Genomic DNA, 19532 nt, shown 5'->3' with positions numbered 1-19532 from the left:
ACAACGAACCCGACCAGGTTCGCCAGTGCTTCTTCGCGATGCCTCGCGCCATGGGCACGCTCAGCGATGCTGTTGCTGTATGAAAACGGGGCGCTGTCGGTGGAGGGCACCGATAAGCTGCATGCGTTGCTTGGGTGGCTCAGGGAGTAGGCACTCGAGGGTCGTTTGGCCGGGGCAAAACTGCTTTAACCCCTCGCACGGGCACGCTCGAGCGCGTCATGTTCCGTCGTATTGCCATCATTGAAACCCGCTCCGCAGAGCGGCGGCGGGATATCGGCTTCCCCCTTAAAATGCGACCTCGGTCACTTTTTCTAAAACTTTTTTGACGCCAATTTTCAGCTCAGCTTGCACACCGAAAACCCTTTCCCAGCGGGCTTAAGCCCTGATTTTCGTGCGCCATAGGGCCTCCCGATAGCAACCAGCCATCATTGCGCCGCATCACAAAACGAGGAAAAAATCCCGTCCCTCGCCGGAACTTCCTTTACAGCGAGGTGCCCTACTCGGCATTGCTGGCAACTCGATATTCATGTGCCAGCACGTATTTTCGCCGCAGCCGAGAGGCGCGATTTCAGGTCCTCGCCATTGGCGGTTCAGGACGAAAAGCAGGCACATGGACGATGCACCGATGACACAGACATTCGATGTCGAAGCACTGATCAAGCTGCGTAGCCAGACGCGAGCGATCTCCGATGCGCTGAGGGCGCAAGCGGCAGATTACCTCGCCACCGTGACGCCCTTGATCCGTCCACAGATCCTGTTCGGCGAGTACCTGCAGGGGGCGCAACGCAGCAGCGGGCGCGAAACCCAAGGCCACTTCCAGTCGCTCATCGAACTCTACGAGCGCATCGGCTCGGCCTCCCCATTCCAACTGGTCAGCGAGCTTGAAGTGCCGCTCAACCTGATCAGCACCACCCCCGAACTCTTCCCACTGGAATACGACAAGATCCTCGAGCAGAGCGGCCAGGTCATTCGAATCACCAGCCCTGTGCGCTGGATCGTTGGCTTCCAGGGGTTCGAACTGTCGCGTTTTCGCGCCGTCATCAAAGACCCCAACCGCAGCAGCGCCGAGCTGTACCGCTTCGTGGTGCACTATCTGGTGTTGTTCTACTGCCTGAGCAAATCGCCTGGCCTGGGGCGGTTGTTCGACGGCCTGCGCTACGGCCTGAGCTTCGAACGCCTGAAAGGCTTCGGCGATTTGCCCTTCTGCGTCATCAGCTCGCCGGTGCGCTCGGAACTTCCCGACGATTCGGTCATCCGTAGCAGCACGCAGATTGCCGGCAACACCAGCTTCGAAGAACTGGTGGGCCGCGACAACATCCTGGAAATGAACGACGAAATCCGTCAGCGCCTGCTGTTGACGATCGAAGGACTGTAACGCGCAGCGCCCGCTCGCGGGCCGCGCAATGATTCGCAGCGAATTGCTCGCATTGGAGAACACGATGGCGAAGAAGGAAAGCACCCAGCACAAACTCGACCGCGTTCGCGCGCCTCGGGTCCACATCACCTATGACGTGGACATCGGCGATGCGATCGAGAAAAAGGAACTGCCCTTTGTCGTCGGCGTGCTGGGCGACTTCTCCGGCAACCCGCTGGAACCGTTGCCAAAGCTCAAGGACCGCAAGTTCGTGTTCATCGACCGCGACAACTTCAACGGCGTGCTCAAAGGCATCAAGCCGCGCCTGACCTATCGCGTCGACAACACCCTGGCCAAGAACGGCACCCAACTGGGCGTGGAGCTGAACTTCAACAGCCTGGAAGACTTCGAGCCACAGAACGTGGTCAAGCAGGTCGAGCCGCTGCGCAAGCTGCTGGAGGTGCGCAACAAGCTGGCGGACCTGCGCAACAAGATGGGCGGCAACGACAAACTCGAAGAATTGCTGATGGACGTGCTGCAAAACACCGAGAAGCTGAAAACACTGGGCAAGGAATTCGGTCGCGAAGCCGCCGTCCCCGCCGCCGATGGCAACGAGTAAGCAGGAGCCAGACGATGACCGACAAGCAAGCACTGCCCCAACAGGATACCGACCTGGTCGAGGTGGAATCCTTCGCCCCTCAGGCCTCCCTGCTCGACAGCATCATTTCGCAAAGCCGCGTGGCCCGCTCCGACACCGAGCGCAACCGCACCCGTGACCTGATCGGCGAGCTGGTCAACCAGGTGCTCGAAGGCGAGATGACCCCAAGCAAGGACCTGATCGCCGTGCTCGATGCACGCATCGCCGAAATCGACTCGATGCTCTCCGAGCAGATGAACGAGATCATGCACGCCCGCGAATTCCAGCAGCTGGAAGCGTCCTGGCGAGGCCTGAAATACCAGGTCGACCAGACCGAGACCAGCACCACGCTGAAGATCCACCTGCTCAACGCCTCGAAGAAGGACCTGGTGCGCGACCTCAAGGCCGCCAGCGAGTTCGACCAGAGCGCGCTGTTCAAGAAAGTCTACGAAGAAGAGTACGGCACCTTCGGTGGCGCCCCGTTCGGCATGCTGATCGGCGACTACGAGTTCAAGCGCAACCCCGAAGACATGTACCTGCTCGAAGAGATCTCGCACGTGGCCGCCGCGGCCCACGCGCCGTTCATTTCGGCAGCCTCGCCCGAGCTGTTCGGCTGGGACTCGTTCACCGAGATGTCCGGCCCGCGCGACCTGGCGAAGATCTTCGACACCGTCGAGTACGCCAAGTGGAAGTCGTTCCGCGCTTCGGAAGACTCGCGCTACGTCGGCCTGACCCTGCCCCACGTACTCGGTCGTCTGCCCTATGGTCCGGACACGACCCCGGTGGAAGAATTCAACTTCGTCGAAAGCGTCGACGGTCGCGACCACAACAAGTACCTGTGGATGAACGCCGCCTACGCGCTCGGCACCCGTGTCACCGACGCATTCGCCCGCTATGGCTGGTGCGTGGCCATTCGCGGCGTGGAAGGTGGCGGTCTGGTCGAAGGCCTGCCGACCCATACCTTCAAGACCGACGACGGTGAAATCGCCCTCAAGTGCCCCACCGAAATCGCCATCACCGACCGCCGTGAAAAAGAGCTGTCGGACCTGGGCTTCATCCCGCTGGTGCACTGCAAAGGCACAGACTACGCCGCGTTCTTCGGCACCCAGTCAGCGCAGAAGCAGAAGCAGTACAACACCGACATCGCCAACGCCAACGCGCGTCTGTCGGCGCAACTGCAATACATCTTCGCCACCTCGCGCATCGCCCACTACATGAAGGCGATCATGCGCGACAAGATCGGCAGCTTCGCCTCGCGCATGGACGTCGAACGCTTCCTCAATCAGTGGCTAGCCAGCTATGTGCTGCTCGACGACACCGCCAGCCAGGAGGCCAAGGCCAAGTACCCGCTACGCGAAGCCCGCGCCGAGGTGTTCGAAGTCCCTGGCAAGCCAGGCGTGTACAAAGCCGTGACCTACCTGCGTCCGCACTACCAACTGGATGAGCTGACTGCCTCGCTGCGGCTGGTCGCCGAGCTGCCGCAAGGCGCCCGCGGCTGACCGGCCCGTGTGTACAGGGATGACACATGAGTAACCAGGCCCGCCTGCTGCCCTCGCTGCTCGACCGACTTCTGGACGACCGTCCACACCAGTCGGCCGAGCCAGCCGTTCAGCGCACCTGTTCGCTGGCCGAGTACAAGGCGAGCATCGTCCGCGACCTTGAAGTACTGGTGAATACACGCCAGTGCCTGGTCGCAGAGGAGCTTGAGGGTTTCAAGCAACTCGGTGGTTCCATCCTTGAATACGGCATGCCCGACTTCATCAGCCGCAGCGTGCTCGACCCCCATGATCGCCGGCTCATCCAGCAACAGTTGGAGCGGGCGATCACTACCGGCGACCGACGTTTTCGCCGGGTTCGCGTACAGCTGTTGGCCCAGCAGAACGGCCACCGCATGTTGACCTTTCGCGTGGACGCCGTGCTGCGTCTGCAGGACATCAGCCGCCAGGTGTCGTTCGACGCCGTGCTGCAGGTCAACACCCAGGAATACAAAGTGCAGAACCTCAACTGATGCTCGACGAACTGCTGCCCTACTACGAAAAGGAACTGTCGCACCTGCGCTTCCTCGGCCAGGAGTTCGCCGCGCAGTACCCGAAGATCGCTTCGCGGCTGCTGATCGAAGGCGACAACTGCGAAGACCCGCACACCGAGCGCCTGATCGAGGCATTCTCGTTCCTATCCGCACGAGTGCACAAAAAACTCGATGACGAGTTTCCGGAAATCGTCGAGTCCTTCCTCGAGGTGCTGTACCCGCATTACCTGCGCCCTACCCCGTCGATGTCGATCGCAGAGATGAGCTTGGGCAAGCATGAAAAAGTCACCGAAGCCTACCGCGTGGAACGCCACACCGAGATGCATGCCAATGCCGTGGAAGGCGTGGTGTGCAAGTTCCGCACCTGCTACCCGGTGGAGCTGTGGCCGATCGCCGTGCAACAGGCGTCGTTCGCCGAAATGGAACGCTCGGCATTCAACGGCCACAGTGCCGACTTGGTGGCACGCCTGCGCATCCGTCTGGAGGCGACCGGCGATGCGCTGTTCGGCCAGATGGAGATCGACCGCCTGCGATTCTTCCTCGACGGTGAAGCGACGTTGATGTTGCAGCTCTACGAGCTGCTGTTCAACAACCTGGTCAAGGCCACCCTGAGTTTCCAGGACCAAGGCCGTACCCGCGAAGTCGCGCTGCCGGCCAATGCCTTGAAGGCCGTCGGCTTTGCTCGCGACGAAGGTTTGGTGGACTATTCCGAGCGCTCGTTCCTGGGCTATCGCCTGCTGCACGAGTACTTCACCTTCCCCGACAAATTCATGTTCTTCGACCTCAGCGGTTTTGCGCGCATCCTGCAGGGCAAAGCCGTCGAGCAGGTCGAGATCAATTTCTACTTTTCCGATTACGATCTGAGCGAGCGCCTGGCGCGGCTGACCCAGAACATCGGACGCAACAACTTCAAGCTCAACTGCACGCCGATCATCAACCTGTTCCGTCAGCAGGCCGAGCCGATCAAGCTCACCCACACCCAGCACGAGTACCCGGTCACCCCGGACATCCGCCTGCACAACGCAGCCGAAGTGGTGTCGATCGATCGCGTGCGGCGTGTGCGCAAGCTCGGTGGCATCGACCAGGTCGGCACCTGCCAGCCGTTTTTCGAGCCCCGTGGCGAACAGGACCCACACACCAGTTTCTGGATCGCCCGTCGGCGCAACCAGGGTGATGCCACGGCCATGAGCATCCGTGTGGTCGACCGTGATCTGGAGCTGATCGACGGCAACAGCGACACCCTGAGCATCAGCCTCACCTGTAGCAACCGCGATGTACCGCTGATGCTGCCATTTGGCGGCGAACGCGGGGACTTCAACATCCCGGCCAATTCGGTGATCAAGGACATCCGCTGCCTGCGCAAGCCGACCGCCACGGTGCGCGTGCCCCTGGGCAAGGGCCTGATCTGGCGTCTGATCGCACACCTGTCGCTCAACCACCTGTCGCTGGTGAGCCAAGGGCGTGAAGTGCTGCTCGAGCTGCTGTCGCTGTACAACTACCGCAACGTCTCGGCCATCCGCAAACAGATCAACGGCATCAAGGCCATCAGCAGCGAGCCAGTCGTCGCCCGTATCGGTCATCCGCGACCGAACTTCGTGCGCGGCGTGGGCATCACCCTGACCTTCGATGAAAGCCAGTTCACCGGCAGCGGCGTGTTCCTGTTCGGCATGGTGCTGGATCACTTCTTCGGCCAGTACTGCTCGATGAACAGCTTCACCCAACTGACCCTGCGTACCCAACAACGAGAAAAGAGAGTCGTCCAATGGCCAGCACGTACTGGCGATCAGCCCCTGGTCTGATCGATCAAGCCAGAGCCGAGCCGCACCGATTCGAATTCTTTCAATTGGTGCGCCTGCTCCGCCTGCATTACAGCCGTACCGGCCGCATGGACCTGGCGACCCGGCCGCACGAAGACCCGCTGCGCTTTCGTACCGAGCTGTCCCTGGCGTTCCCGGCCAGCGAGGTCAGCGACCTGCACTTCGAGCGCGACGGCAAGGTATCGCCGGCCGGGCTGCCGCTTTCGGAAATCCAGGTCACCTTCATGGGTTTGGTCGGCCCATCGGGCGTGTTGCCGCGCCCCTACACCGAGCTGCTGCTCGAGCGTCACGTGCAGTACCGGGACGATGCCGCCCATGCGTTTCTGGACATCTTCTCGCATCGCATGACCACGCTGTTCTACGAGGCCTGGCAAAAATACAAGTTCCATATCGAGCACGAGCGCAATGGCACATCGGGCTTCGATGGCTACCTGCTCAACCTGGTGGGCCTGGGCCCGCGGGCGCAGCAGCTGAAGTTCGAGCAGCAGCCATCGGCGCTGAGCCGCGACCTGTTCAGCTACTTCGCCGGGCTGCTCAGCCAGAAACCACGCAATGCCCTCAACCTGGAAGCGATGCTGAGCTTCTATTTCTCGTTGCCGATCAAGGTCAAGCAGTTCGCCGGGCGCTGGCTGAACCTTCAGCCCGAACAGTGCACCCAGCTTGGCCGCAAGAACGCGCAGCTGGGCCACAGCGCCGTGGCCGGCAAGCGGGTATGGGACTACCAATCGTGCATTCGCATCGAGCTTGGCCCATTGGCATTTACCGACTACCAGCGCTTCCAGCCCGGCACCGAGGACTACCGCAAGCTGGTCGAGCTGGTGCGCTTCTATATAGGTGCCGAGCTCGACTTCGAAATCGCCCCGCGCCTCAAACGCGAGGCCGTGCCCCGTGCCCAACTCGGGCGCAGCGGCAACGTCGCCCTGGGCTGGCTGGGCTGGCTCAAACGCCCTGGCCGTGACGCGGAACCCTCGCGTTGCGCCGTCTTCCACATTCCTTACGATGGGGTCGCCTTGTGAACCTGAAGTCTCTGTTCGCCAAGCTCAACGAAACCAGCCGCACGGCCACTGAAAGCGCGGCGGCCCTGTGCCTGTCGGAGCATCACTACGATGTCGAGGTGGAGCACCTGCTGCTGCAATTGCTCGACAACAGCGACAGCGACCTGGCGCCGATCCTGCGTCACTACGACGTGGTCTCCGAGCGCCTGCAGGCGCAACTGGTCACCGCCCTGGGCACGTTCAAGAAAGGCAACACGCGCACGCCAGCGCTGTCGCCGCATATCACCCGCATGATCGAACAGGCCTGGCTGCTCGCCTCGATCGAATACGGCGTCGGCCAGGTGCGCAGCGCTCATCTGCTGCAGGCATTGCTCGATGACGCCGAGCTGCGCCGAGTGATCATCGCTTCGGCGCCGGAGCTGGAGAAGATCAACGCCGACGACCTGCGTCTGAACCTCTCTGCGCTGGTCGAAGGCAGTGCCGAGTCCAGGCAGGCCAGCCCACTGGCCAGCCCGGCAGTTCCGGTGGGCAGCGGCGCCAAGGCCGCAGGCAAGACCCCGGCGCTGGACCAGTACACCGTCAACCTCACCCAGAGTGCCCGTGAAGGCCGCATCGACCCGGTGCTGGGCCGTGAGTTCGAAGTGCGGCAGATGGTCGACATTCTCACCCGCCGTCGCCAGAACAACCCGATCCTCACCGGCGAGGCCGGCGTCGGCAAGACCGCCGTCGTCGAAGGCCTGGCCCTGCGTATCGCCCAAGGTGACGTTCCCGCCGTGCTCAAGGACGTCGCCCTGCACACCCTCGACCTGGGCCTGCTGCAGGCCGGTGCCGGGGTCAAGGGCGAATTCGAGAACCGTCTCAAGGCAGTGATCGAGGAGGTCAAGCGCAGCTTGCACCCAATCATCCTGTTCATCGACGAAGCCCATACCCTGATCGGCTCCGGTGGCCAGGCCGGACAGAACGACGCCGCCAACCTGCTCAAGCCCGCCCTGGCCCGTGGCGAACTGCGTACCATCGCCGCCACCACCTGGGCCGAATACAAGAAGTACTTCGAAAAAGACGCCGCCCTCGCCCGCCGCTTCCAGGTGGTCAAGGTCGAAGAGCCTGACGAAGACAAAGCCATTCACATGCTGCGTGGCCTGCTTGGCAAGATGCGCGACCACCACAAGGTGGCGGTGATGGACGAAGCGTTGGTACAAGCCGTGCGCCTGTCCAATCGCTACATCACTGGTCGCCAGTTGCCCGACAAGGCAGTCAGCGTGTTGGACACCGCCTGCGCACGCATCGCCCTGGCGCAGTCGTCGCAGCCCGGTGCGCTGGAGGACTGCCGCCGGCACATCGACAACCTGCAAGCCGAAATCGCCGTGCTCGACCACGAAGCAGGCAAAGGTCACGACCATGCCCGCCGCCTGGGCGAGCTGCAGGCCGCACTCAAGACCGAGCAGCAACACGAACAACAACTGAACGAGCAGTGGCAGCAAGAGCTGGCGCTGGTCGAACAGCTCAAGGCCCTGGATGCCGCCAACGACGCCGATGCCCAGCAGCTCAACGCCCTGCGTGCCGAACTCGCCCGCGTGCAAGGCGACCAGCCCTTGGTCCATGCCTTGGTCGACAGCGGCGCCATCGCCCAGGTCATCAGCGGCTGGACCGGTATCCCATTGGGCAAGATGCTGCGTGACGAAATCGACACCGTGCAGCGCCTTCCGGCCCTGCTCGGCGAACGCGTGTTGGGCCAGGACCATGCCCTGCACGAGATCGGCAAACGCATCAAGATCTCCCGTGCGCGCATGGAAGACCCGAACAAGCCTATCGGCGTGTTCCTGCTGCTGGGCCCGAGCGGCGTCGGCAAGACCGAAACCGCCCTGGCCCTGGCCGACACCTTGTATGGAGGTGAGCGCAATCTGATCACCATCAATATGTCCGAGTACCAGGAAGCCCACACCGTCTCGAGCCTCAAGGGCTCGCCACCGGGCTACGTCGGCTATGGCGAAGGCGGCGTGCTGACCGAAGCCGTACGCCGCAAGCCATACAGCGTGGTGTTGCTCGACGAGGTGGAAAAAGCCCACCCCGACGTGCTCGAGCTGTTCTTCCAGGTGTTCGACAAAGGCGTGCTGGACGACGGCGAAGGACGCGAGATCAACTTCCGTAACACGGTGATCATCCTCACCTCCAACACCGGCACCGAGCGAATCATGCACAGCTGCCTGAACGTCGAACCGGTGCCCGCGCCCGAAGCCATCGTCGACAGCCTGCGTGACGAGCTCAACCGGGTGTTCAAGCCCGCGTTCCTCGGCCGCCTGAACATCGTGCCGTTCTACCCGGTGCAGGACCAGATCCTCGAACGCATCGTCGCCCTCAAGCTCGACCGCATCGCCAAACGCTTTGCCCGTAACCATCAGGCCGAGCTCAGTTACGAGTCGGCATTGGTCAAGGCCATCGCCGCACGCTGCACCGAGGTCGACAGCGGTGCCCGCAACATCGACAACATCCTGTCCCAGACCCTGATGCCTGAGCTCGCCCAGCACGTGCTCGAGCGCATGGCCCAGGACACGCCGATCACACGTGTCGAGATCGAACTGGGCAGCGATGGCGATTTCGCCTATCGCCTGGCCTGACGAGTCCCCGGAGGTTTAGCCGTCATGCAACACAACCACACCGCCCTCAAGCGCCTGACCGTCGCGGCCCTGCTGCTGGCGCTCGCCGGCTGCGGGGTCACCGACCGGATCGGCAAGCGCATGGAGGACAGCTGGGCCGCCGACATGCTGGCCGACAGCGAAAAGGTGATCCTGACCTCCGATGGCGGTAACGAACTCAACCCCGGTGCCGATGGCAAGCCATTGTCGGTGGTGATGCGCGTGTACCAGTTGACCGACCTCGAACGCTTCGCCTCGGCCGATGCCGACACCCTTTGGGATGCACCGGAAAAAGCCTTGGGCAACACCCTGGTGGAGGCCCGCGAGATCACCCTGCTGCCGGGCATGGGCCAGATCGACCAGTGGCCGCTGGCCAAGAGCGCCCGTTACGTGGGCGTGGCGGCGTTCTTCCGCGATGAACAAGACGCCCGCTGGAAGGTCGCCTTCGACGCCAACTCGTTGCGCAAGGACGGCATCTGGTTCTCCTCCGACGGCCTGCGGATCCTGGTGGACAACACCGCGATCACCGCCATGCGTGGCGTGGATGTGCTGAACAAACCGCCCACTGCCGAGCAACTGGCCGCCGCGCAGCGCAAGGACGCACCACCGACCTTTACCGACAAAGTGCAGGACGCGGTGATCGACAAGGCCAGCGATGCCGCAGGCCAGTCGGCGCGCAACGCCATGGATTCAACCTTCAACTCTTTAGTGGATAGCGTCAAATGAGCAAGCAGAGCCGGGTGATGTGGTCGGAAGGCATGTTCCTGCTGCCCCAGCACTTCCAGTATCAGGATGAGTTCCACCAGCACCAGTTGGCCGAGGCGACCTTACGCGTCACCCCCTTCCATTGGGGCGTGCAAACATTGCAGGTGGACGAGGACGCCCTGGCCAACGGCTCGCTGCAACTCAAGCGCCTGAAGCTGGTGTTCCCTGACGGCAGCCTGTACGACGCGCCGCAGCACGACCCGCTGCCAGCAGCCCGCGACCTCAAGGACCTGCTCAAGGCCAACGACCTGAAAGTCTACGCGGCACTCAAGCTCCCCGAACCGTTCGGCCTCAACTATGTAGAAGACGGCCAGGAGCACAAGGCCGCGCGGCGCTTTCGCAAGCAATTCGACACCCTGCCCGACCTCAACGAAGGCGAGCTGGAAAACGAAATCACCAGCCTGCGCCTGAATGTGGTGCTGCTGGTCGATGGCGACAGCCTCGATGGCTACAGCCATTGCCCACTGGCCAAGCTGACCCGCAACAGCATGGGCGGTTTCAATCTCGACCCGCACTTCGTCCACCCGACCCTGCACCTGGGCAATCATGAAACCCTGGCAGGCATCGGCAAACGCCTGCTCGGCGCTCTGCAGGCCAAGAGCAAGGCGCTGTCGGGGCGGCGCCGTGAGCGTGCCGACCAGATCGCCGAGTTCGGCTCCAGCGACGTCACCCTGTTCTGGCTGCTCAATACAGTCAACCGCGCTCACCCGCAACTGGCCCATCTGCTGGCTCATCCGCGCCTGCACCCGGAGCGCCTGTACCTGTTCCTCGCCGATCTGGCCGGCGGTCTGCTGACCTTTACCCTGGACACCCAGCTCAGCGACCTCCCCGAGTACGACCACCACGACCCCGCGGCCTCGCTGGTCAAGCTCGACGAGATGATCCGGGTGATGCTCGACAACGTCGTGCCCAACCAATGCATCGTCATCAACCTCACCCAGACCAAGCCGTCCTACTGGCAGGGCCAACTGCACGACCCACGCCTGGCCGAGGCCGACTTCTACATTTCGGTGCATGCCGACATGCCCGGCGCCAGCCTGCTGGAGCTGGTGCCCAGAGCCTTCAAGGTCGGCTCGCCGGAAGACATCGAAGTGGTGGTCAACAGTGCCATGCCTGGTGTCACCCTCAATCATGCTGCGCGGCTGCCCAACGCGATTCCGGTTCGGCTGGACAACCAGTACTTCGCCATCGAGCCACACGGCCCTGTCTATGAGCGAATGATGAGCGCCCAGACCGTCTGCTTCTATGCGCCCAGCGCCTTTACCAACCTCAAGCTCGAACTGATGGCGGTGCTCAAATGACCGAAGCCGTATTGCAGCAGGGCGCCATTGCGGCCGCCCACGACACGTCGACCCTCAAGGACCTGGTCCGGGACTTCATCAGCATGGCGCTGATCGTGCGCCGTGGTCGTCAGGTCACGTCGGTGCAGGCGTTCGAGGGCAGCGTCGAGCGCTTCTTCACCCTCCTCGAGCGCGAAGCGCGCGCCGCCAATTACAGTGTCGAACAGGTCAAGGACACCCAATACGCCCTGTGCGCTTTCCTCGATGAAAGCGTGCTGCGCTCCGGCGACAACGAGCTGCGCCGGCACTTCGAACTGCAACCGCTGCAGTTCCGCTACTTCGGTGTGCACCTGGCCGGCGAAGGGTTCTTCGAAAAAATCGACGCGCTGCGCGCCGACGTCAAACAGAACCTCGACGTGCTCGAGGTCTATCACCTGTGCCTGGCCCTGGGTTTCGAGGGCAAGTTCAGCGTCGGCCAGAAGGACCAACTGCGCTACCTGGCCAACACGCTGGGCCAGGACATTTCACGTTACCGCAAGCCACCGAAAACCCTGTCGCCGGACTGGGCCCTGCCGGACCAGGTGTCGCAGATGCTTCGCCACGAGGTGCCGCTGTGGGTGTACCTGGCGTTGATCGCACTGGTCTGCGTCGGGGTGTACCTGACGCTCGACTGGTTGCTGGACAAGGACGTCGCCGCCCTTTCCGAACAAATCCGCCAGCTGTTCAGTGCCTGAGCACACATCAGGTAACCGAGTCAGGAAGACATGAAAACGATACTGCGTCTGTTGAAGAGTTTCTGGATTCTCCTGCCACTGCTGTGGCTGGCGAGCCTGTTGATCTGCTGGCTGTTCGCGCCATGGGTGCCATGGCTACGCCACCACGTTGCGGAAGCGCTGGCTATCATCAGCGCCTGTTTCCTGCTGGTGATCGTCCTGCGCCAATACCAGCGTATCCGCGCCGAGCACAATCTTGAAAACCTGCTGCAGATCGAAGTCGACCGCTCGTGGAACGCCACCGGCGAATTCCGTGACCAACAGGTGTTGCGCGAGCGCCTCAAGCACGCCGTCGCCATGTTGCGTACCGACCGCTCCGCCGGCGGTGGCGGCAAGGCGGCGCTGTCCGACCTGCCGTGGTACCTGGTGGTCGGTATGTCGGCCGCCGGCAAGACCTCGCTGCTGACCCACTCGGGCCTGTCGGCCAGCATCGCTACGGCCAACGACAGCGAAAGCGGCACCCAGCACTGTGATTGGTACTTCAGCCCCGACGCTGTGATGATCGATACCGCCGGCCGCTACCTGCACGACGACCAGTCGGCCAGCGAGTTCTCGGCTTTCCTGCGCATGCTGCGCAAACAGCGCGGCAAGGCTGCGATCAACGGGCTGGTGCTGGTGGTCAGCCTGCCCGAACTGCTCGCCGCCAACGCTGACGAGCGCGATGCCCTGGCCGCCCAACTGGTGGCGCGGGTAGAGGAATACGCCGAATGCCTGGATGCCAACCCGCCGGTCTACCTGATGCTGAGCAAGACCGACCAACTGCCGGGCTTCAACCAGGCGTTCGAAGGCCTCGACCTGCATGAGCGCCAACAACCACTGGGCATGACCTTTGGCCTGGCCGAGATCCGCAACAATGGCCTGCATGCGGTACTCGAAACCCGTCTGAAGAACCTGCAGAGCCATGTTCGTCAGCACGTCGATGCGCAGATGATCGCCCTTGGCGCCGAGGCCGACAGCACGCTGCTGAACTTCCCGCAGTACTTCGCCGAACTCAGCGGGGTGCTCGAGCAGTTCCTGGAGCACTTCATCCGCGGCCATCGCGGCAACGCCCCACTGCTGCTGCGCGGCCTGTACTTCACCAGCGCACTGCAGACCGAGCAGCAACTGGGCCAAGTCTACGAAGACGCCATCGCCGAGGACTTCGCCCTGCAGGCCGCCTACGACGAAGGCGCCCAGGCCACGAGCAAGCCCCAGGGCAACCGCAGCTACTTCATCACCGATACCTTCCGCCGGGTGATCTTCCCCGACCGCGACCTGACCCTGTACCAGTCGCGCCTGGGCCGCCAGGCCGCGTTCAGCCCGCTGCTGCTGGGCCTGGCCGCAACCGCAGGCATGCTGTTCGTCGCCTGGCAGGCACTGTCGTTCACCCAAAACCGCCAATGGCTGGACAGCCTGCGCGCACAACTGGCGAGCATCGAGCAAGCGGGCGACCGCGAACAACTGTTGGCTGCCGGCAAGGGCCTGGAAGTGCTGCGCCAGCAGATGGAGACCGTGGAGGCCCATCGCCTGCAGGGCGTGCCACTGAAATTGGGCGCAGGCCTGTACCAGGGCGAGGCGATCCATCAGGTCACCCGTACCGCCTACCTGGACCAACTGCGCAGCCAGGCCCTGGAGCCGATCGCCCGCAACCTGCAAGTGCAGATGCGTGGTTTCAATACCTTTGCCAGCAGTGTCAACCAGGCGCTGGCGTTCACCCCAGCACCGGCGCCAAAACGCCGTAACGGCAAGGCCCTTGCGCCGGCGGTGGCCGCCAAGGCACAGGCCGCGCTGAACAAGACCCGTGCCGGTGCCTACGCGGCCAAGGTCAACCTGGCCACCGCCAGCGATGCGGCTGAACTGTCCGCGACCACCGGGGGGCTGTCGCTGTCCGAAGAAATGCTCGGACGCCTGGACGAACAGCAGGTGGCGTCGATCATCGAGGCCTACAACACCCTCAAGCTGTACCTGCTGCTGACCGAGCCCCAGGCCCACCCGGACCCGGCCTTCATCTCCGCCAGCCTGCCCCAGGCCTGGGCCAGCGCCGCCCGTGAAGGCACCTCGGCAGGTGAAGAGGTGATTGCAGAGAACGCCCCGCTGTACGTGCAACTGCTCGAACAGGGCCAGGCCCCGTCGCTGCCACGCAATGAAGAACTGATCAGCGAAACCCGGCAGAACCTCAAGTCGTTCATGATCTCCAGCTCGCTGGTTGACCGCGAGTACCTGCGCCTGCAACTCGAAGCCAGCCGCCAGTTCCCGGCACTGAGCCTCAACGATTTGGTCCCGCAGCCGGGCCGCGCCTTGCTGTACGGTTCCGCTGGCGTCCCCGCGATCTACACCCGTCAAGGCTGGGAAACCTTCGTCAAACCTGAGTTGATCAAGCTGGTGTCGGGCAACCTGCGCAACGAATCGGACTGGGTATTGGACGGCGAAGGCGGCGACGCCATCGTGCAGAAGGCCAATTTCGTGCGTGAGTTCATGACCCGCTACAAGCGCGACTACACCCAGGCCTGGTACAAGATGGTCAGTAGCGTCGGCGTGCGCCACTTCGCCGACCTGCCCTCGGCCACCCAGCAGTTGGGCCTGCTCAGCGACGTGCAGAACTCGCCCGTGAAGAATCTGCTGGCGGCGGTCAACGACAACACCCAGTGGGACCTGCCGATCAAGCAGCAGATCCCGACCCCAGGCATAGCGCGCCAAGACGGCTTCTGGAGCAAGGTCAGCGGCCTGTTCGACGACAAGGACGCCCTGCCGGCCACGGCCGCCCCCGTCCTGCCGGCGATCGACGACGGCAGCCTGGCCAAGCGCTTCGAGCCGGTCTCGCGGGTATTCGCCGAAAACAACGCCGAAGGTGCCGACAGCACCATCATGGACCGCTACCTGGCAGCCTTGCGCAAGCTCAAGGTGCGCATGAACAACATCCAGCGCTCCCAGGATATCGGCAAAAGCAGCAAGCAGTTGATCAGCGAAACCCTGGAAGGCCAGCCAAGCGAAGTGACCACCGTACGCAACTACGTGGAAACCAGCGTCGACACCAGCCAGGACGGACTGTCGCGCTCGCTGCAGGGACTGTTCAGCCTGCCCATCCAGTACGCCTGGGAAACCTTGCGCGACCCGGCTGGCCAGCAAATCGCCAAGGCCTGGGCACAGCAGATCGCCAAGCCCTGGGAGCAGGTCATGGCGCACCGCTACCCCATTGCCACCGGCAGTCGCAACGAGGCCTCGGTCAAAGACCTGCAGCGCTTCGTCGACCCCGATAGCGGCCTGCTGCCAACGTTCAAGCGAAACGAAATCGGTAACCTCTCCGGCGGTGAAGGCCTGGGCCTTGGCGACGGCAAGGCGCCGGCCCTTGTCAATCCTGGCATGCTCAGAAGCATCGACAAGGCAAGCTCCGTGGGCCAGGTGATCGCCAGCCTGTCGGACCGCGACAACGGCTTCGAGATCATGCTCGAGCCCTCGGCCAACTTCACCGATATCGTGTTCACCCTTGATGGCCAGGAGCAGCATTACCGTAACGGCCGCAGCAGCTGGAACCGCTTCGCCTGGCCGGGCACCAGCAATGCACCGGGCGCGCGCCTGGACGTGATCACCCTCAGTGGTGCTCGTGTGACCGTGTTCGACTTCCCTGGTCGCTGGGGCCTGCTGCGCATGAACGAAAGCGCCCGGGTCGAGGACCTCGACGGTATCCAGCAGCGCTTCAGCTGGAACACCGCCAATGGCCGGGTCAGCCTGGTGGTGCGCAATTTCGGCGGGGTCAAGCTGACCGACCTGGGCGACGTCAAGGCACTGAGCGCCCTCAATGACACCGGCAGGGGCGCACCATGATCGGCTGCTTCGGCAAGCTACCGTCGAGCGCGGACTTCGTCAGCCTGCATGGCGCGGCGGAGGAAGTCTGCGAGTTCGACGCCTGGCTGCAGTCTTCGCTGGCGGCCATGCGCCACCGCGAAGACTGGCAGGCGTTGTTCGACGCGCTGCCGATGTGCTTCTTCAGTTACCGTGCGCGCACGGGCAACTGGCTGCTGGGCGGTCTACTCAGCTCGCGCGATGCCAGCGAACGGCGCTACCCGTTCTTGATCTTCCAGTTGCTTAAAGGCCAGGACGGTGAAGCGCTGCTCAACCCGTTCACCCTGGGCGAACTGTTCAGCGCGCAGATCAAACCCTTGCTGCACCAGGCGGTGCAAGGCGCCGACCGCACAAGCGTGTTCGAACGCATCAAGGCGCTGCGCCCCTTGCAGGCCCAGGACCTGGACCTGTTCCGCCGAGTGCATGCCAAGTTCCTGCATGATTTCAGCTTCAGCGATGTGGCGCGTGCGCTGCACGGCTCGTGGCCGACGTTCGACAGCTCCACCGCGCTGGCGCGGCTGCAAGCGGCCTGGCCATCGCTGCATGGCGACTTCGAAGGTGGCATCGAACTGCCCCTGCCTGCCGAACGAGGCCTGAAGAACCCCACCGCCGACCTGTGGCTGACGTGGCTGACACGCATGAGCGCTCGCCACGACGTGCCGGCAGTGAGCCTGCTGGCCGACGACTTCATGCACCCACGGCTGTACTGCTTCCCGTCACGTCACGCCGGCAGTGCCTACCGACTGCTCAGCGCCAGCGCCGACAGCCGCGAGCATCTGGATCTGCTCAGCCCTCTGGCGGCTGCAACCCGCTCACACGATTACGACCGACCTCTTGAACTCATCATCGACCAGTTCGTCGATGCGCTGGATGCGACGCCTGTATGAACAAGATCAAATACTACTGCCTGCGCTACCAACCCTACCTGCTGGGCGTCGCCTTCTTCCTGGTGATCTTCCTGGTCTGGGCCATCGGCCGTGCCCTGGGCTTTGCTTCATTGCACAGTTTGCTGGCGGGCATCGGGGTGTTCCTGCTGCTGTCGGCGGGCTATGTATTGCTGCTGTACCGTGGCGCCGGCCAGCACCACAACCTCGAAGGGCTGTTGCGTGACGACGCCGACCAGGCCGTGCTCAATGCCCCGCCGGCGGACCGTGAGGAGGTCAGCCTGCTGCGCGAGCGTCTGTTGCAGAGCATCGAGCGCCTGCACGGCAATACGCCACGCGGCACGCGCGCCAAGGATGCCCTGTATGCCCTGCCCTGGTACCTGGTGATCGGCCAACCTGCCGCGGGTAAGAGCACCATGATCCTGCAATCAGGCCTGAACTTTCCCTATGCCGAACGCGAAGGCGCTCGGGTCGCCGGCCTGGGCGGCACACGCAACTGCGACTGGTTCTTCAGTTCCGATGCCGTGCTGCTGGACACCGCCGGGCGCTACATGAACAGCCCGGAAGAAGCCGGCAAGTGGCGCGGTTTCCTGCAACTGCTGCGTCAGCACCGGCAGCGCAGGCCGCTCAATGGCCTGATCGTCAGCGTCAGCATCGCCGACATCCTCAACACATCGATCGAAGACAGCGAGCGGGTGGCCAAACGCCTGCGCGAACGCATCCAGGAAAGCTGCGCGCTGCTCGAAGTGCGCCTGCCTATCTACCTGGTGTTCACCAAGTGCGACCTGATTCCAGGCTTCACGCCGTTCTATCGTCAGTTGGACGATGCCGCCCGCGGCGAGGTGATGGGCAAGACCTTCTCCCATAAAGGCTATGAGCAGGCCGACTGGGGCCAACGCTTCGGCAAGGCCATGGATGAACTGACCGGTTACTGGCAGCAGGTGGCGAACCAGCAATTGGTGCAACAGGACATCCTGGTCACCCGGCAGAACAACGCCGCCTATCGCTTCCCGCTGGAGCTCGCCGCGCTCAAGCCGCGCCTGCAGCAGTTCGTCGATAGCCTGCTGCGCGCCAATCCCTACCAGAACGCCGAACTGCTGCGCGGGTTCTACTTCACCGCCGCGCTGGAAGCCGACGAGGCCCAGTGGGGCAGCCACGGCCAGCATGTCGCGGAGCGCTTCGCGCTCGAGCAGGGCCAAGGCGCAACCGGCACCGCCAGCCATACCGCCCCGCTGTTCATCAATAGTTTGTTCCGCAAGGTGATCATCCCCGATCAGCACCTGGTGGCGCTGTACACCAGCAACCGACGTGAACGCCGGCGCAAAGCCGCCTGGGTGGGTGCCGCCAGCCTGGCGGGCCTGGTGCTGTGCAGCTTGTGGGGCTGGTCGTACCTCAACAACCGCAACACCCTCGACACCCTCGCCAGCGAACTGACCCAGGCCAAGGCCGAGGACAGGAGCGCCAGCGGCCAGTACACCGCCTGGCGCAGCCTCGACCGCCTGCGTTTCTGGACCGACCATTACTACCAGCAGCACCACCAACAAGGCGTGCCGCTAGGACTGCGCCTGGGGCTGTACCAAGGCCATGCCGTGGAGCCACTGCTGCGCACCCGCTACTTCGCCACCCTGCAGCAGGTGATGCTCAAGCCCACGGCCGACAACCTCACCCGAACCCTGTACCTGCTGACCACACTCAAGGTCTACCAACGCAACACCACGACGTTGCAGCCGGTGAGCGGTGTCGACAGCGTCGAGGCCGAGGCGTTGCCCCATGACAACCGACCGCAGTCGATCGCCAACTTCGGCAAGGCAGCTCTGGACACCTATGTGATGCTCTCGCCTGCCCAACGCGAGAAGGCCGATCCTGCGTTTCTCAAGGCACGCCTGCCGGACTACTGGTACCCGGCCATCGCCCGCCATACGGGCAAGAGCATGGCCTCGACCGCGGGTGATGCCGCCGGCAACCAGGACTATCTGTACGCCAGTCGCCAGATCACCTTCTACAGCGATCAGATCCGGGAGCCGGATGTGCCGCGCATCCTCGACAACGCCTTCCTGACGTCCAGTTCGCGCAACTACATCGACAGCCTTCAGGCCCAGTCGCTGCGCTCGATCGAGACCATCACGCTGGAATCCGACACCCTGTTCGCGTTCGGCCGCGCCGACTTCCAGAGCCTGCGCAACGAAGGCCAGAGCCAGCTGAGCGCCATCGCCAGCAAACTGCTGAACACCCCCAATATCGGCAAGATCATCATCTCGGGCCACGCCGACCAGCTCGGTGACGCCCAAGGCAATCTGCAAGTTTCGAAACAGCGGGCACAGACCATCCGCACCTACCTGGTCGGCAAGGGCGTTCCGGCAGAACTGGTCGTGGCTCAGGGCGAAGGCAGTCGCAAGCCGCTGGTCAACTGCGACCTGCAGCAACCGCGGGCACAACTGATCAAGTGCCTGGAACCCAACCGCAGGGTGGAAATCGAGGTGCGCGGTCTCAACTGAGGCCGCGCCGCAAGAACCGGTCACCCGGGTCTCACAGGAGGAGGCTCGGGG

The 19532-nt window shown here is 63.3% G+C and carries 13 protein-coding genes; all 13 read left to right on the top strand.

All coding sequences use genetic code 11. The annotated features are described in order from the left end of the window. Window positions 1-625 precede the first annotated feature (625 nt). The 13 genes from ACNFCH_RS22235 (at window position 626) to tssM (ending at window position 19481) form a co-directional block, all read left to right on the top strand. Entirely contained in the window at window positions 626-1375 is a 750-nt protein-coding gene (locus ACNFCH_RS22235; protein WP_070091489.1) for a hypothetical protein, read from the top strand. A gap of 64 nt (window positions 1376-1439) precedes the next feature. Continuing rightward, window positions 1440-1973: a type VI secretion system contractile sheath small subunit gene (tssB, locus tag ACNFCH_RS22230; protein WP_070091490.1), complete on the top strand. Its 534-nt coding sequence runs from the start codon at window positions 1440-1442 to the stop codon at window positions 1971-1973. A gap of 14 nt (window positions 1974-1987) precedes the next feature. Then, complete coding sequence (tssC, locus tag ACNFCH_RS22225; protein ID WP_070091469.1) at window positions 1988-3490, top strand: type VI secretion system contractile sheath large subunit; 1503 nt, start codon at window positions 1988-1990, stop codon at window positions 3488-3490. A gap of 26 nt (window positions 3491-3516) precedes the next feature. Next, window positions 3517-3999, top strand: a complete 483-nt coding sequence (gene tssE, locus ACNFCH_RS22220; protein WP_070091470.1) for a type VI secretion system baseplate subunit TssE — start codon at window positions 3517-3519, stop codon at window positions 3997-3999. Further along, window positions 3999-5819, top strand: a complete 1821-nt coding sequence (tssF, locus tag ACNFCH_RS22215) for a type VI secretion system baseplate subunit TssF (protein WP_416743849.1) — start codon at window positions 3999-4001, stop codon at window positions 5817-5819. The genes tssE and tssF overlap by 1 nt, the downstream gene beginning before the upstream one ends. Then, complete coding sequence (gene tssG / locus ACNFCH_RS22210; RefSeq protein WP_416743847.1) at window positions 5783-6853, top strand: type VI secretion system baseplate subunit TssG; 1071 nt, start codon at window positions 5783-5785, stop codon at window positions 6851-6853. The genes tssF and tssG overlap by 37 nt, the downstream gene beginning before the upstream one ends. Beyond that, complete coding sequence (gene tssH, locus ACNFCH_RS22205; protein WP_337158701.1) at window positions 6850-9447, top strand: type VI secretion system ATPase TssH; 2598 nt, start codon at window positions 6850-6852, stop codon at window positions 9445-9447. The genes tssG and tssH overlap by 4 nt, the downstream gene beginning before the upstream one ends. Before the next feature lie 24 nt (window positions 9448-9471). Then, window positions 9472-10191, top strand: coding sequence for a type VI secretion system lipoprotein TssJ (gene tssJ / locus ACNFCH_RS22200; RefSeq protein WP_416743844.1), 720 nt, complete (start codon window positions 9472-9474; stop codon window positions 10189-10191). Further along, the gene (tssK, locus tag ACNFCH_RS22195; RefSeq protein ID WP_416743842.1) at window positions 10188-11531 is read left to right on the top strand and encodes a type VI secretion system baseplate subunit TssK; all 1344 of its coding nucleotides are present in this window, start codon (window positions 10188-10190) and stop codon (window positions 11529-11531) included. The genes tssJ and tssK overlap by 4 nt, the downstream gene beginning before the upstream one ends. Then, the gene (gene icmH, locus ACNFCH_RS22190) at window positions 11528-12244 is read left to right on the top strand and encodes a type IVB secretion system protein IcmH/DotU (RefSeq protein ID WP_337158698.1); all 717 of its coding nucleotides are present in this window, start codon (window positions 11528-11530) and stop codon (window positions 12242-12244) included. The genes tssK and icmH overlap by 4 nt, the downstream gene beginning before the upstream one ends. A gap of 30 nt (window positions 12245-12274) precedes the next feature. Beyond that, a complete protein-coding gene (locus ACNFCH_RS22185; protein ID WP_416743839.1) occupies window positions 12275-16084 on the top strand; it encodes a type VI secretion protein IcmF/TssM N-terminal domain-containing protein in 3810 nt (1269 codons plus the stop codon). Then, window positions 16081-16989, top strand: coding sequence for a type VI secretion system-associated protein TagF (gene tagF / locus ACNFCH_RS22180; protein WP_337158696.1), 909 nt, complete (start codon window positions 16081-16083; stop codon window positions 16987-16989). The genes ACNFCH_RS22185 and tagF overlap by 4 nt, the downstream gene beginning before the upstream one ends. Continuing rightward, window positions 16986-19481, top strand: coding sequence for a type VI secretion system membrane subunit TssM (gene tssM, locus ACNFCH_RS22175; protein WP_416743836.1), 2496 nt, complete (start codon window positions 16986-16988; stop codon window positions 19479-19481). Before tagF ends, tssM begins: the two co-directional genes overlap by 4 nt. Window positions 19482-19532 lie beyond the last annotated feature (51 nt).

The sequence above is a fragment of the Pseudomonas sp. NY15354 genome, from assembly GCF_048068075.1.
GTDB lineage: Bacteria > Pseudomonadota > Gammaproteobacteria > Pseudomonadales > Pseudomonadaceae > Aquipseudomonas > Aquipseudomonas guariconensis_C.
The sequence above is the reverse complement of the archived record's forward strand: the minus strand, read 5'-3'. Positions and strand labels throughout refer to the sequence as shown.